The sequence below is a fragment of the Clostridium sp. HBUAS56017 genome, from assembly GCF_007115085.1.
GTDB lineage: Bacteria > Bacillota > Clostridia > Clostridiales > Clostridiaceae > Clostridium > Clostridium cibarium.
Genome location: NZ_SULK01000015.1, coordinates 97,206 through 111,755, shown reverse-complemented (window position 1 = coordinate 111,755; position 14,550 = coordinate 97,206). Strand labels below are relative to the sequence as shown.

14 protein-coding genes are annotated in these 14,550 nt (G+C 29.2%); 12 read left to right on the top strand and 2 right to left on the bottom strand.

Going from position 1 to position 14,550, the window contains the following annotated elements:
• The first annotated feature begins 13 nt into the window (after positions 1-13).
• The 6 genes from FAY47_RS13705 (at position 14) to FAY47_RS13680 (ending at position 6,604) form a co-directional block, all read left to right on the top strand.
• Positions 14-2,728, top strand: a complete 2,715-nt coding sequence (locus FAY47_RS13705) for a sigma-54-dependent transcriptional regulator (protein ID WP_143317475.1) — start codon at positions 14-16, stop codon at positions 2,726-2,728.
• 203 nt (positions 2,729-2,931) lie between these two features.
• A complete protein-coding gene (locus tag FAY47_RS13700) occupies positions 2,932-3,243 on the top strand; it encodes a PTS sugar transporter subunit IIB (protein ID WP_143317474.1) in 312 nt (103 codons plus the stop codon).
• A 69-nt stretch (positions 3,244-3,312) separates the two neighbouring features.
• Positions 3,313-3,609, top strand: coding sequence for a PTS lactose/cellobiose transporter subunit IIA (locus tag FAY47_RS13695; protein WP_143317473.1), 297 nt, complete (start codon positions 3,313-3,315; stop codon positions 3,607-3,609).
• A 125-nt stretch (positions 3,610-3,734) separates the two neighbouring features.
• A complete protein-coding gene (locus FAY47_RS13690) occupies positions 3,735-4,145 on the top strand; it encodes a carboxypeptidase-like regulatory domain-containing protein (protein WP_243129625.1) in 411 nt (136 codons plus the stop codon).
• Positions 4,146-4,256: 111 nt separating this feature from the next.
• Positions 4,257-5,348 carry an ethanolamine utilization protein EutH gene (gene eutH, locus FAY47_RS13685; protein ID WP_143317472.1) on the top strand — a complete coding sequence of 364 codons (1,092 nt, stop codon included), beginning with the start codon at positions 4,257-4,259 and terminating at the stop codon, positions 5,346-5,348.
• A 113-nt stretch (positions 5,349-5,461) separates the two neighbouring features.
• On the top strand, positions 5,462-6,604 hold the full coding sequence (locus FAY47_RS13680; RefSeq protein WP_143317471.1) for an ABC transporter substrate-binding protein: 1,143 nt from the start codon (positions 5,462-5,464) through the stop codon (positions 6,602-6,604).
• 93 nt (positions 6,605-6,697) lie between these two features.
• Here FAY47_RS13680 and FAY47_RS13675 read toward each other — a convergent pair whose 3' ends face one another.
• Complete coding sequence (locus FAY47_RS13675; protein ID WP_143317470.1) at positions 6,698-7,813, bottom strand: glycosyltransferase family 1 protein; 1,116 nt, start codon at positions 7,811-7,813, stop codon at positions 6,698-6,700.
• A gap of 117 nt (positions 7,814-7,930) precedes the next feature.
• Between FAY47_RS13675 and FAY47_RS13670 the strand changes: the two genes are divergently transcribed.
• The 3 genes from FAY47_RS13670 to FAY47_RS13660 all read left to right on the top strand — a co-directional run bounded on the left by FAY47_RS13670 (position 7,931) and on the right by FAY47_RS13660 (position 10,737).
• Entirely contained in the window at positions 7,931-8,932 is a 1,002-nt protein-coding gene (locus tag FAY47_RS13670) for a CotS family spore coat protein (protein ID WP_143317491.1), read from the top strand.
• Between the two features lie 109 nt (positions 8,933-9,041).
• The gene (locus FAY47_RS13665) at positions 9,042-9,698 is read left to right on the top strand and encodes a hypothetical protein (RefSeq protein ID WP_143317469.1); all 657 of its coding nucleotides are present in this window, start codon (positions 9,042-9,044) and stop codon (positions 9,696-9,698) included.
• A gap of 1 nt (position 9,699) precedes the next feature.
• Positions 9,700-10,737: a CotS family spore coat protein gene (locus tag FAY47_RS13660; protein WP_185966835.1), complete on the top strand. Its 1,038-nt coding sequence runs from the start codon at positions 9,700-9,702 to the stop codon at positions 10,735-10,737.
• A 58-nt stretch (positions 10,738-10,795) separates the two neighbouring features.
• Here the strand turns inward: FAY47_RS13660 and FAY47_RS13655 are convergent, their stop codons facing one another.
• Complete coding sequence (locus FAY47_RS13655; protein ID WP_143317467.1) at positions 10,796-11,914, bottom strand: glycosyltransferase family 1 protein; 1,119 nt, start codon at positions 11,912-11,914, stop codon at positions 10,796-10,798.
• 104 nt (positions 11,915-12,018) lie between these two features.
• Between FAY47_RS13655 and FAY47_RS13650 the strand changes: the two genes are divergently transcribed.
• The 3 genes from FAY47_RS13650 (at position 12,019) to mutT (ending at position 14,549) form a co-directional block, all read left to right on the top strand.
• Complete coding sequence (locus FAY47_RS13650) at positions 12,019-13,014, top strand: CotS family spore coat protein (protein WP_143317466.1); 996 nt, start codon at positions 12,019-12,021, stop codon at positions 13,012-13,014.
• Positions 13,015-13,106: 92 nt separating this feature from the next.
• Positions 13,107-13,970 carry a sporulation peptidase YabG gene (gene yabG / locus FAY47_RS13645; protein ID WP_143317465.1) on the top strand — a complete coding sequence of 288 codons (864 nt, stop codon included), beginning with the start codon at positions 13,107-13,109 and terminating at the stop codon, positions 13,968-13,970.
• A 186-nt stretch (positions 13,971-14,156) separates the two neighbouring features.
• Positions 14,157-14,549 carry an 8-oxo-dGTP diphosphatase MutT gene (gene mutT / locus FAY47_RS13640; protein WP_143317464.1) on the top strand — a complete coding sequence of 131 codons (393 nt, stop codon included), beginning with the start codon at positions 14,157-14,159 and terminating at the stop codon, positions 14,547-14,549.
• The last annotated feature ends 1 nt before the right edge of the window (position 14,550 follow it).

Below are 14,550 nucleotides of genomic sequence, written 5' to 3'. Positions count from 1 at the left end.
TTAGGAGGTTAATATGAGGAAATTAGATGATGTACTTGCAGCTTTAGCTAAGCTTCAAAGTGAAAAAAAGAGTGGAGTATCAGCAGCTGATTTGAGCAAGTATATGAATTTAGATAGAGCAAATATTTCTAGATATTTAAATAGTTTATATAAAGAAGGTAGAGTAGATAAGACAGATGGTAGACCTGTTATCTACTCTATTTCTTGTACAGTGAAAAATCAAAAAACTCAGGAGGATGAGTTTGATAGTAATAGTTTTGATAAAATAGTAGGAGTAAATTTAAGTTTACAAGTGCCAATTCAACAGGGAAAAGCAGCAATGCTATATCCACCTCATGGATTACATACATTAATACTTGGTGAAACAGGAGTAGGTAAATCTATGTTTGCTGAAGTTATGTATAAGTTTGCTATAGAATCTGGAGTAATTGAAAGTATAGCTCCTTTTGTAAGATTTAATTGTGCTGATTATGCAGACAATCCACAACTTTTAATAGCTCAGATTTTTGGAGTTAAAAAAGGAGCATATACAGGAGCAGAAAAGGATAAAGAGGGACTTTTAAAAAAGGCAGACGGGGGTGTTATTTTCTTAGATGAAATACACAGGCTTTCACCACAAGCACAGGAGATGTTATTTACTTATATCGATCAGGGTTCATTTAGACCATTAGGAGATACAGAAAATATAGTACATGTTGAGGCTCAGATTATAGCAGCTACAACTGAAGATCCGCAATCTTTTATGCTTCGAACTTTTACAAGAAGAATTCCAATGACTATTACATTGCCATCTTTGAAAGAAAGGACTATAGAAGAGCGATATTATTTATTAGAGCAATTTATTAGAGGAGAATCAGTAAGACTTGAAAAGAGTATTTATTTTAACAAAAATGCATTAATTTCCTTTTTGCTCTATGATTGCCCTAATAATATAGGGCAACTAAAAAGTGATATCCAATTAGCTTGTGCAAAAGCATTTTTGAATTATAAAGCCAATGGAAAGAATTTTATATTAATTGAGCAGTCTGATTTACATCAAAGGGTAAAAAAAGGACTAATGAGTTTGCAAGATCATAGAAATGAAATAAATAAATTGTTGGATAATATGGGTGATGTATTAAGATTTTCTTATAAAGACCATGAGAATAGGTTTAGCATGGTAAAAGAAGAGGATAACATTAGAGGAGATTATTTCTACGATATTATAGAAAGAAAATTAAATGATCTAAAAAAAAGAGGATTAGAGGAAAAAGAGATAAATGATATCTTGAATATTGATATAGATAGATATTTTAAAAAATACATAAGAGATTTGCCAAGAGAATATAGAAAAGATGAAATTGTAAAGATAGTAGATGTATCAATTGTTGATACAGTTGAGGAGATATTAGCCTTATCTTCTAGAAAGTTAAATAGACAGTATGATGAAAAAGTTTATTTTGGGTTAGCACTTCATTTACAGGGAAGTTTAGAGAGAATAAAACAAGGTAATAAAATATATCATCCAAAGTTGAATTATGTTAGAATCCAGTATTCAGAAGAATTTTTAATAGCGATGGAAGCGGCGCATATAATAGATGTAAAGTTTGGAATACAAGTACCTTTAGATGAAATAGGTTATTTAACTATGTTTATAGCAACAAGGGATTGTGAAGGAGAAAATAAACAAGTTGGTAAAGTTGGAGTTCTTGTAATTATGCATGGACATAGCACTGCTACAAGTATGGTAGATGTTGCTAATAGTTTAATTGGTGAAAGCTATGTAGAATCATTGGACATGCCTTTAAGTATGAGAGCTGAAGAAATGTATGAATTGGCGAGAAGTAAAGTTGTTGAAATGAATTCTGGAAAAGGAGTTTTACTTTTAGTTGATATGGGATCATTAACTAACTTTGGAGATATGATAGAAGAAGAGACTGGAATAAGTGTAAAAGCAATAGATATGACAAGTACGTTAATTGTTATTGAGGCGGGAAGAAAGGCATTAAATGGGCGAGATTTAGATGATATTTATAAATCTTGTATAGAAATAAGTAGAAGTGGTATTCAAATAAAGAAAATATCTAGTGAGATGAAAGGTAATGTAATTATAACAGCTTGTTTCACTGGAGAAGGTTCTGCAGAGAGAATTAAACAAATTTTAAGTCATAACTTAACAAATAGAGATAAGGTTAAAATAATTCCGTTAAATATATTAGATAAGCAAGAATTTGCTGAAAAGGTGGAAGTATTTAAAGTAGAGTATAACATAGTAGCTATAGTTGGAACTGTAAATATAAATACAGATGATATACCATTTATTCCTGCTCCTGATATTCTAGCGGGAGATGGATTGCAGAGATTAGATGAGTGGATAAATGAAGAAGAAGATTTTGTAAGGATATCTAAGTCTATGAATTCTCAAATAGAAGATATAGATGGAATAGGACTTGTAGCTTTAGTTAGGGAAGCTGTAAGTCAAATTGAGGAGAGAATTGAAGTTAAGATATCTCATGAAGTTAAAGTTGGAATTGTTATTCATTTATGTTTCCTAATAGAAAAGATAATAAATGGAGGAAAGGGAATGAATTTTGATAAACTTAATGAATATAGAGATATTCATAGTAAAGAATTTATTCTTGTAAAGCAAAGTTTGAGAGATTTAGAGCTTGCGTATAATATAAACATTAATGATAATGAATTAGCATTTATAGTAAGAATGGTAACTGAAAATAGTATTAGTGTGTAAATAAGGAAAGTGTGCAAGAAGACTGTGTAATAAAATTACACAGTCTTTTTATTTTTACAATGTGATGAAGTATAGTAAATATGTAACTTGAGCCTTAATTTATTAATAAAAGTTTTAGTTAATAAGTTGGCATGATTATTGCTTAATAATATAGTGCAAAAGCAAATTAATATTTTAAATAAATATTTCAAGGAGGAAACATTATGACAAAGATTATTTTATGTTGTTCAGCAGGAATGTCAACAAGTTTATTAGTTACAAAGATGCAGGCAGCGGCAAAAGCACAAGGGGTTGAAACTTCAATTCAGGCTATGAGTGAAGCTGATGTTAAAAATCACGAAAGTGAGATGGATGTATTATTATTAGGACCACAAGTTAGATTCTTATTGAAGAAGATGAAAGAAAAATATGAACCAATGGGAATACCTGTAGATGTTATTCCTACAGTTGATTATGGAACAATGAACGGACCTAAAGTTTTAGCTAAAGCTTTAGAAATGGCAAAAAATAAATAGATACTTTATCATGGGGTTTATGGGAAGGGTAAATTTAAATATACTACACATTTGAAAGGGAGATTTATAATGGAAGAAAAGATAATGACGTTAATCATTCACAGTGGAGAAGCTAGAAGTTATGCAATGGAAGCTATTGTAGCTGCAAAAGAGGGGAATTTGGAAGAAGCTAAGGGATTAATAGCAAAAGCTGATGAAGAACTAGGTGAAGCACATAATATGCAAACAAGCTTAATTCAAGCTGAGGCTGGGGGAGAAAAAATAGAGATGACTTTATTAATGGTACATGCACAAGACCATTTCATGACTTCTATGACTCTTAAAGATTTAGCAAAAGAATTAGTAGAAATTTACGCTAGGCTATAGTGAAAAAAGCTGTTCAAATATGTTTGGACAGCTTTTTTATTATGTTTAAATATTAATCTGAAATAATAGCACAATTTTTTGGGACATGCATAATATAAAGTATAATGAACAATGGAGGTAAAGTTATGAGCGGGAAAGTTGCTGTTTGCACAGTATGTCCAAAAGAAAATCAACAGATTGAAGCTATTATTAAATTACCAGTAGAGAAAAGAGCGGTTATTCATGGTACAGTTTTAGATGCTAATGGAAATCCAGTAGCTGATGCTGTTGTTAAGTTACTTCAAGTTGTAGATGGGTGTAAATTACCTTATCCATTAACTCACACATTTACAGATCAATATGGTCAATTTTTATTAGGACCTTTATGTCCAAATGTGAAATATATGCTTAAAGTTTATAAAGATACTATTAAAATAAAATGTCTACCATTAGATGTTGATTGTTATGAAGGAAAATGTATAGGAGTTAAGAATTGTCCACCATGTCAGCCAAAGAGCAAAGAAAAATATAGTGATTTTGATAATTGTGATTGTTAAAATTTCAGTCGAAAAATTAAAAAAGCCCTTGGAAAAGGGCTTTTTATTATTTAAGCTGTGTTATATACTATTATAGTTAATAATGATTATGAGGATAAGGTGATGATTTATATGGGGAATATTTTATTATACATAGTTACATTTTTCTTTGTCATTGGGGTTGTAGATTACTTTTTTAACAACAGATTCAAGTATGGACAATATTTCGAAGATGGAATAAAGACTATGGGATCCTTAGCTTTATCAATGATAGGCATATTGTCTATTACGCCTTTATTCGTTAAAGGGTTACAAAGTGCAGTAGTTCCAATTTTAAAAAACATTGGATTAGATCCATCCATTTTTACGTCAAGTCTTATAGCTGTCGATATGGGAGCATACAATATGGCAATAGATATTTCAACAACAGATAAGTTTGTTGAGTTTTCAGGAATTCTAATGGCATCAATACTAGGATGTACTCTTAGTTTTACAATTCCTTTTGCATTAGGTGTTATAAAAAAAGAATCTATGGAAGCATTATCTAAAGGAATTGTATGTGGGGTAATTACAATTCCAATTGGTCTTTTTTGTGGAGGATTACTATTAAGAATAGATATATTGACTTTGATATTTAATCTTACCCCAATAATTATACTTTCAGTAGCATTATCTTTAGGAATAATGTACAAGTCTTCCTTGTGTATTAAAATATTTTCTATTTTCGGGAAAATTATTTTGTTAATAAGTATAGTTGGGTTAGCTCTACAGGGAGTTTATTCTATTTCATCCTATGAAATTTTAAACGATATGATGCCATTAAAAGATACTATATTAATAGTTGGCAAAATTGCTATATTCTTGGGTGGAGCTTATGTAATGCTTGAATTTATACAAAGAGCTTTAAAGAAGCAATTAAGCTTCTTAGAGAAAAGATTAAATATGAGTAGTAAGAATATTACTGTTCTTATTGGATCATTAGCAACTGCAATTATAGTGTTTTCCAATTTTGAAAAATTAGATTATAAAGGTAAGATAGTGTGCAGCGCTTTCTCAGTTTCTGGAGCATATGTGCTTGGAGGACAATTAGGATATGTAGCTGGAGTTGAGCCTGATATGATTAATATTTATGTATTTACGAAATTAATATCAGGTATATTAGCAATTGCTTTTGCAATATTTTTATTGCATAGAGAAGAAAACATTAGAAAGAAGCGAATATAATTCATTTAAGTGAATAACTAAAAAATGTATATATGATATAATATATACTAAGTATATGAAATACTGATTAAAATGCTACTTAAGCATAAACAAGGTATTTGAGGTGATTGTTTTTGAAAAGTAAAATAAAATATGCTATATCAATAATATTAATCTGTATTTTTTCACTTCTTGTAGTAAATGTAGTTGAAGGAAAAAAGGATGATGTAGTTAAAGGGAATATAACTGTTTGGGCAGATAGTAGTACTTTCGAATATTTAAATAAATCTGCTCAGGAATTTATGGAGTTAAATAGTAGAACTAAAGTGGATGTTGTTCAAATCTATTCAGATAATCTTAACGAAAAATTTAAAGCTGCTATAGAAGGCGGAACTTTACCAGATGTAGCACAATTAAATAGCAAATATATTAGAGAAATAAGAGAAAAATACCAGAATGTTATACCTGAAAAGCAAGATGAAAGTATTATTGAAGATTATACTAAAAATTATACTAAAGGAAGGATATCAGAAGTAAAAGAAGATGGGAAAGTTATAGGAATTCCATTTACTTCTAGACCTTTGGTAATGTATTTAAGAGAAGATATGCTTAAAACTTATGGGTATACATATGAAAATATAGTTACTTGGGAAGATCTTATTAATATGGGGAAGGATATATATGCAAAGAGTGGAGGAAAAATAAATGTCCTTAATGCTGTAGGTCAAGACTATTGTGATTTAGTATCATTACTAATTATGCAAGAGATGGAATTAACAGATAATGAAGAAGAAATAAAAAGTAATGTAGATAAAAGAATAGCAGAATTAACTAATGATAATATATTAAATAAAAATAGAGAAGGGCAATTTGTTGCAAGGATATCATCTATAAATGGAATGAGAGAACTAAAGGAAATAAGTGAAAATTGTCAGTGGACTTCTAATAATGTTCCAGCCAAAAGTAAAGGAAGTAATAGATTTTATTTAGGAGAAGGAGATAATTTAGTAGTTTTAGATAAAAATGATAAGAATCAGAAATTAACAAAAAAGTTTATTGAGTATTTATCTACTAATACAAAAAGTAAATCTGAATATATTTTGAACGGAAATTTCTTTTTAAGTTTTTTATCAGCTTACGAAAATAAGTCAATAGAAGGTTCTATTAATAATTTTATAGGTAAAAACCCTATCGTAGTTATGGATAATATAAGTAGAAAGGCACCAACTTTAGATGATTATGATTTGTATTTTAAAATAAGAAATTATTATAATTAGATATATATTAAATAAAAAGATGAGAATGTATGAGATAAAGTTTTCGTATATTCTCATCTTTTAATAATATAGAAGTGAGTAATTATTTTTTCATTAAATTAGAGATTTATAAGCTTGAAGAGTTTTCTCGGCAGTTTTAATCCAAGAAAATTCAAGGCTTTTTTTATGCCCTTTTTCTTTTAATTCTTCCTTTAATGACTCATCGTTTAGCAATTTTATTAAATTATATTGCAGTTCATCAGAATTGGATGGATTAATTAAAATGGCTGAATCAGATGTAACTTCAGGAATAGAAGTTAAATTAGAAGTAATAACAGGAGTTTTACAGCTCATAGCTTCTAAAGGTGGGAGTCCAAACCCTTCATATAAAGAAGGATAAACAAATGCTTCAGCACCACTATAAAATATAGGAAGTAATTCATCAGGTAGATAACCGGTAAAAATAATTTTATCCTGAAGGCCTAAGGAGTGGACTGTAGATTTTAATAATTCTCCTTCATCACGTAATGAGCCTGCAATTACTAATTTATGATGTACTTTCAATTCATTTTTTATTGCAGAGAATGAAGTGATAAGCTCTTTAACATTTTTTCTTTTACTGAATCCTCCGACATAAAAGATATATGGATCTTCTATATTGTAATTTTCTTTTAAATATTTCTTGCAATAATTTTTTGAAATTGGTTTAAAAATATGGTTAGTAGCAAGTGGGGTAACAAAAATTTTTTCTTCAGGAAAGCTAGGGAAGAATCTTAAAATATCTTTTTTTGAGTATTCTGATACAGTGAGTATTCCCTTAGAGGATTCTATTATATTAGGCATATCTTTAAGAAATTTGGTTAAGTAGCCTATTCCTACTGTTTCGGGCATTATAAATGGAATTAAATCATGTATAGTTACAACAACATTAAGGTTGCAATCGAAAGGAAATCCAATACCATTTTGAGGTATATGATACAAATCTATACCTTTATTTTGCAGTAGGTGAGGAATATAACATGCTTCGTAAAATCCACTATAGCGACCAGATAAATGTGTAATTGTAACATTACTTTTATTGTATTCCTCTAGTTCGTTACCAGTCCAAATTAGATTAAAATTATCTTCTTTATCTATATCTAACAAATTCAAAACTAAGTTTTTAGTATAAGTTCCTATTCCAGATCCAGAATGGAGATTAATGCTTCTTGAGTCTATTCCAAGTTTCATAAAACACCTCAAAAAAATTATATATAATAAAATACTATAAATTAATTCAAATTGTGAATAAAAAGTTCACATAAAAAAGATTTTAAACATATAATAAAAAGAACTAATTTTGAGGTGATACAATTGGGGGAAAAAATAATTAAAAATTTAATAAAAGAGAAATATAATTTAAATATTAAATCTATAGAACAGGTAAAAAATACTTATAAAATAGATGCTGAAGAGGGAAGATATTGTATAAAAATTATAAAATATCAGTTCTCTCATTTTTATTTTATATTGTCTGCAATTTTGTATTTGCAAAAACGAGGGTTTAGCAAAATACCAGATATATTAAAGACTAAAGATGGAGAATACTACATTGAATTTTTAGGATATTATGCATACTTAACTGAATGGATACCAGCCAGGGAAAGTAATTTTGATGATGATATAGAACTTGCAAAAGTTTCAGAAAAACTAGCAGAATTACATGAATGTAGTGAAGGATTTTCAGTAACTAAGGATATGAAGCCAAGGATAGGATGGTTTTCTTGGATTGATGTATTTAATACTAGAAAAGAAGAAATAAGAGATTTTGAAAAAAGGATAAATCAAAAAGCGTATAAATCTAATTTTGATTTATTGTACAAGAGTTGCATAGATGAAGAGGTTGACAGGGCAGATAAGTGTATAAGGGGATTAAAAGATTCAAATTATATAGAACTTATGGAAAGGGAAGTACTTAAAAGAGGTTTTTGTCATCATGATTATGCATACCATAATATACTTTTTAGTGAAAAAGGAGACATATATATAATTGATTTTGATTATTGTATTATGGATACTCATCTACATGATTTAGCATCATTGTTAATAAGGGCTATGAAAAATGGAAAATGGAATAACAAAAATGCAGAAATAATTGTTAATAGTTATTCTAAGGTAAAAAGAATTTCTCAAGATGAGATGAAGTTAATGAAATATTTTATAAACTTTCCTCAAAGTTTTTGGCAAATAGGAATACAAAAATATTGGGAGCAGCAACCTTGGGAAGATGAATTCTTTTTAAATAGGCTTACTAGATATATAGAGGATAGAGAAGAGAGAGAAGCATTTATTGAGGAATTTTTCTCATAAAGGAGTGATTATCATAAATAATTTAACTCTACAAGAATATTTGTTAGAGCAAAATATCCTTGTGAAAGGAGGATACTTTAAAGAGGAGATAAGTATAAGTGAGGAAAAAATGTTAAATCAAATAGTATTAATCAATAAGGTAGACTGTATTATGAGCAGATACTATGGTGATGGAATAACAAGAATTAATAGTAGGGTAGGGAAAAGATTAGAGAGCATAAAGGTACACATGTGTAAACTAAGAATCGATTTGAGAAAGAGAGAAAAGAAAAAAAATTTAAATTTTATGGATAAGTTCTTATTAGAAACTGGTGAAAAAATATTAATTCAAGGAGAAGAGAGTATTAGGTTAATTAATGAAATTGATTATTTAAACATTATAAAAAGAAGTATGAAGGAAAATGAAATATGTTTGGGAAAGGTAGGAGAAGAAAATTTAAAAGAAGATAAAAAAATTGAAATAGGAAGTCTAAGAAATGTAAGTTATAACCTTAGGGAAGAAGATATTTACGAATATTTAAAAAGGGCAAAGAAAAAGCAAAATTTATTAAGAGAAGACTATTATATAGATGAATTTGTGAATCTTGCAAGACTTACAAATGTCAGCAAAGAATATATAAAAATATTATTACGTGTGCCCAGTGATAGTCTGAAACAATGGTATAGATATAGTCAAGGAAAAAGAAATGTTTCACCTGATAAGTATTTAGAGAGCATAAAATCTACGTTAGTTTATGAAATTAAGAATATTAAAAAGGGGGATTAGAATGAATAAACTTAGATATCCAGAAAAAAGATATTTATCTACTTATGAATTAAGTTCCAGTTTTTTTCAAGAGTTAGGAATAAAGGTTGTAGATATAACCCCTTTAAGAAAAGTTTATATATTGAAAACAGAAAAAGGAAATAAGATTTTAAAAAAGGTAGATTATGGAGTTGATAGGATAGAATTTATTAACAAATGTATTGAGTGCATTCAAAAAAATTTTCCATATATCATTTCATATAATAGTTTTAAAAGTGGTAAGAAATACAAGGAATGGGATGGAGATAATTACATTGTAATGGATCTTATTCCAGGGAGAGAGGCGACATTTACAAATCCAATAGAATTAAACATGTGTGCTAAAACTCTTGCAAACATGCATATAGCATCTAGAAAAACATTAGGTGAGTTTGATTTGCATGTTAATCTAGAGAAAAGTGTTGTTAAAAAATATAAGGAAGCTTTAGCAGATATAAAAAAAATTAAAGAATTAATAAAGAGTTACAAGTTTAAAAATGAATTTGATTGTCTATATGATGATTATATAGATGAGTGCATTAGCGATATGGAGAAAGCAATTGAACTAATTACATTAAGTGGGTACAGTTTATATAGAGAAAATATGAAAAATATAGTTGTATGTCATAATGATTTAGCAGAACATAATTTCCTTTTCTCTAATGAGAAAATGTACTTAATTGATTTCGACTATTGCTCAATAGACTTAAGAATAATGGATATATCTGATTTGATCCTTAAAGGGATAAAAGATGCTGCTTTTGATTTTAATAAGGCTGCAGATGTTATTAAAGCTTATGATAGTGTTGCAACATTAGATAAAGAAGAATACAAATATATATATATATTATTGCTATTTCCTAGGGATATATATACTATTGGAAAAGATTATTATCAAAAACAGAAGAGCTGGGAAGAAGAAGTATTTATAAATAGACTAAAAATGAAATTAATTAACGAAGAGTTCAGGCGAGGATTTTTAAGTAAATATAAAGAAATTTTTAAAGATAAGCTTGATTAGCTGACTTATAACTTCTTAACTCTATTAGATTAAAAGAGTTAAGAAGTTATTTTATTTGTTAGCTTAACATGGAGTTATAGGCGTTTACTGTCTTAATGGCAGTATTATGCCAAGAAAAGTTTATACTTCGCATTAACCCCTTTTTAACCATGGTTAACATTAGTAGGCTATCATTTAAAACTTTCTCAATAGCATAGCTTAGATCATTAACGTTATGAGGATTTATTAATAGCGCTGAATCGTAGCATACTTCTGGAAGGGAAGTAACATTTGAAGCTATTACAGGAGTTCCACAAGCCATAGCTTCAAGAGGGGGAAGTCCAAATCCCTCATAAAAAGATGGATAAACTAGAACTTCAGCCCCGTTATAGAATATAGGCAAATCCTCTAAGGGTATAAAGTCAGTAAATATAACATCATTATTTATATTTAAGTCCTCAGCTCTTTTTTTATACTTAGGATATGAAAGCCCTTTTTTGCCTGTAATAACTAACTTAACATTCTTTCTATTATTTTCTGGAATTATAGAAAAAGCCTCTATCAATCCAATTATATTTTTTCTAGGACTAAAACCACCAACATAAAGAATAAAATCATCTTCAATAGAATATTTTTCTTTTATAATTCGCTTACATTTACATTTGCTCATAGGTTTATATATATTTTCAGCAGCGAGATGTGTTACATATATTTTCTCTTCAGGAAAATTAAATTCATGAGCAATATCTTGTTTGGAAAATTCAGATACAGTTATAATACCTTCACAATCTGATAATAGTTTCGGTAATTCATTGTTAAAAATTCTAAGATATTTGTCACTTACAGTTTCAGGCATTTTTAAAGGAATTATATCGTGTAACGTAATGGCCTTAAAGCAATTTATATTTTGTGAAAGTCCAACACCATTTTGAGGAACGTGATAAAGTTCCATATTTTGATTATCAAGAATGTTTGGAACACGTACTTCATCCCAAAAGTTATCTTTTAAATTAGATTTAACTGATTCTATCTTAAAATTTTCATTTAAGTTATTTAAGGAAGAACCTTCTGGCAAAAAAATAAGATAATCGTTATAGCAATCAACTTCATTTAAACTTGAAATAAGTTCATGTGTATAAGTTCCGATACCAGTTCCCCTGTACCATTTAGCCGCTCTGCCATCTATGCCAATTTTCATGATGTATCCTTTCCTAGTACTCTCTGTTTATTATATTAAATTACCTTAACTTTTGTTAATAAAAGAAATAAAGACCACATATAAATATAAAGGAGGTGAGGACTATGATGAGGGAATTTGAAATTGAGAGGCAGTTTGACATTAAGATTGAAGTTCTTAAGGCAAATAAAGGAGTTTATTACCTTAAGACAAACAAGGGGGAACGTTGCCTAAAGAAAATTAACTATGGACCTCAAAAGCTATTATTCGTTTACGGTGCAAAAGAGCATTTAATTAAGAATGGCTTTGATAAGGTTGATAGATATTTTTTAAATATAGAGGGTGAACCATATGCATTGGTAAATGAAGATCTATACACTCTTTCTGAATGGTTAGAGGGAAGAGAATGCGACTTTCATAATATAGAAGAAGTGAAAACAGCAGCAAAGACTTTAGCAACAATGCATGAAGCATCCAAGGGCTACGATCCACCTGATAATTCAAAATTAAAAAGTGATTTAGGAAGATGGCCACATTTAATGGCAAAAAGAATTAAGTCCTTAGACAAAATGAGGGACATGATAAGAAAGAAAAGTGTGAAGAGTGATTTTGATATGTTATATCTAAAATCTATGGAATTCTATAAGGAAATAGGAAGAAAGGGTCTTGAAACTCTAGAGAATTCTTCGTATTATGATCTTTGTGCTATAGCAGAAAAGGACAAGGGCTTTTGTCACCACGATTATACCTACCATAATATAATATTAAATGATGAAGGTGTTCGTATAATAGACTTTGATTATTGCAAAAGGGAAGTTAGGACTTTTGACATATCGAATTTTATGATAAAGGTACTTAAAAGGGTAGATTGGGATATAAATTTTGCAAAGGCTATATTAGAATCTTATAATTCAATATCGCCTTTAGATGGTGATGAAATGAAAGTTTTATATGCTTATCTTCAATTTCCACAAAGATACTGGAGACTTGCCAATAGGTATTATTATAATGAAGTTAATTGGGGACAAGGCACTTTTGCTTCTAAATTACAAGGTATAATAAATGAGCAAGAGAAGTTCCTAGAATTACTAGGAGAATTTAAAGAAGAATATAATTTGTAATAAAGAGGTGTTTCTTAGGTAGTGACCTAGGAACACCTTTTTATTGTAAATCATATAAAGTAAGTAGAAATACTTATATTTGAGGGGCGTTTATGAAACTTGGTGATTTGGTTGTTAGAAAGTCCTATGATAAAGATATTACCTTTAAAATAATAGATATAAAAAAAGATGATGATAAATTAGTTTATATATTAAAGGGGATTAGTATAAGAATAATTGCCGATTCAATTGAGGATGACTTAGAGGAAGTAAGTGATGATTATGTTGGTGAGCAGGAGAAAATTTTAAACAGTAGGGTAAAAAAGGCAATTGAAAATGCAATTTATTTAAGGGGAGATGTTCTAACTAGGGTCAATAAACCATCAAAAATTGTACCCAATAAGGAGATGATGTTTGGAAGGCCAGGAAAGATACTTCATGTAGATGGAGACAGTGAATATATGGAAACATGCTTGAAAGTGTACAAACAGTTATCCTTAGATGCCATTGGAAGAGCAATACCTGAAAGAGAACAGCCAGCTGTAATAGTAGATTTAGTAAAGGAAATTAAGCCAGATATAGTAGTTCTTACAGGTCATGATGGTGTTATGAAGGATTCAACTGATTATCTGGATTTAAGGTGTTATAGAAATTCAAGATATTATATGGATGCAGTTAAAGCTTTGAGGGATTATAATGCAAGTTATGATGAGTTAGTTATTTTTGCTGGAGCTTGTCAAAGCTGCTATGAGTGCATGTTAGATGCTGGAGCCAATTTTGCATCAAGTCCTAGTAGAGTTCTTATACATTGTTTAGATCCAGTTTTTATTTGTGAAAAGATAGCATATACGAGAATAGATCAGGTAATATCAATTACCGAAGTAATTGAAAATACAATAACAGGAATTAAGGGGATTGGAGGACTTCAAACTAGAGGTAAATATAGGGAGGGATATCCGAGATCTTCGTATTTATAATAAAAATATAACTTTGAAAGGAGCTGTCGCAATAGTAGCAAGCTCCTTTTTGTTATTTATGTATAACTTCTAACAAATGGACTTAGCAAACTTAATCAAACACTAGTTGATTCAATCTTGTTTACTGTAAACATGTATTTTTATATTACGTTATGATACAATATATAGATATTGGGAGGGATACCTGTGAAAACAATAGAAGTAGTTGCTGCAATAATAAAAAAAGACAATGAAGTATTTACCACTCGTCGAGGCTATGGTGAGTTTGAAAATATGTGGGAATTTCCAGGGGGAAAAGTTGAAGCTGGAGAAACAAGAGAAGAAGCACTTATTCGTGAGATAAAAGAGGAGCTAGAACTAGATATTCAAATTACTAGTTATTTAACAACGATTGATTATGATTATTCAAATTTTCATCTTACAATGCATTGCTTTATATGTGACATAAGTGGCGGAGAGTTGCATTTGAATGCACATAATAGTGTTAAATGGACAACAATAGAGAAACTTGACAATCTTAATTGGGTACCAGCAGATATATTAGTTGTTGAAAAACTTAAGGCATATGAAGGAAGATAGT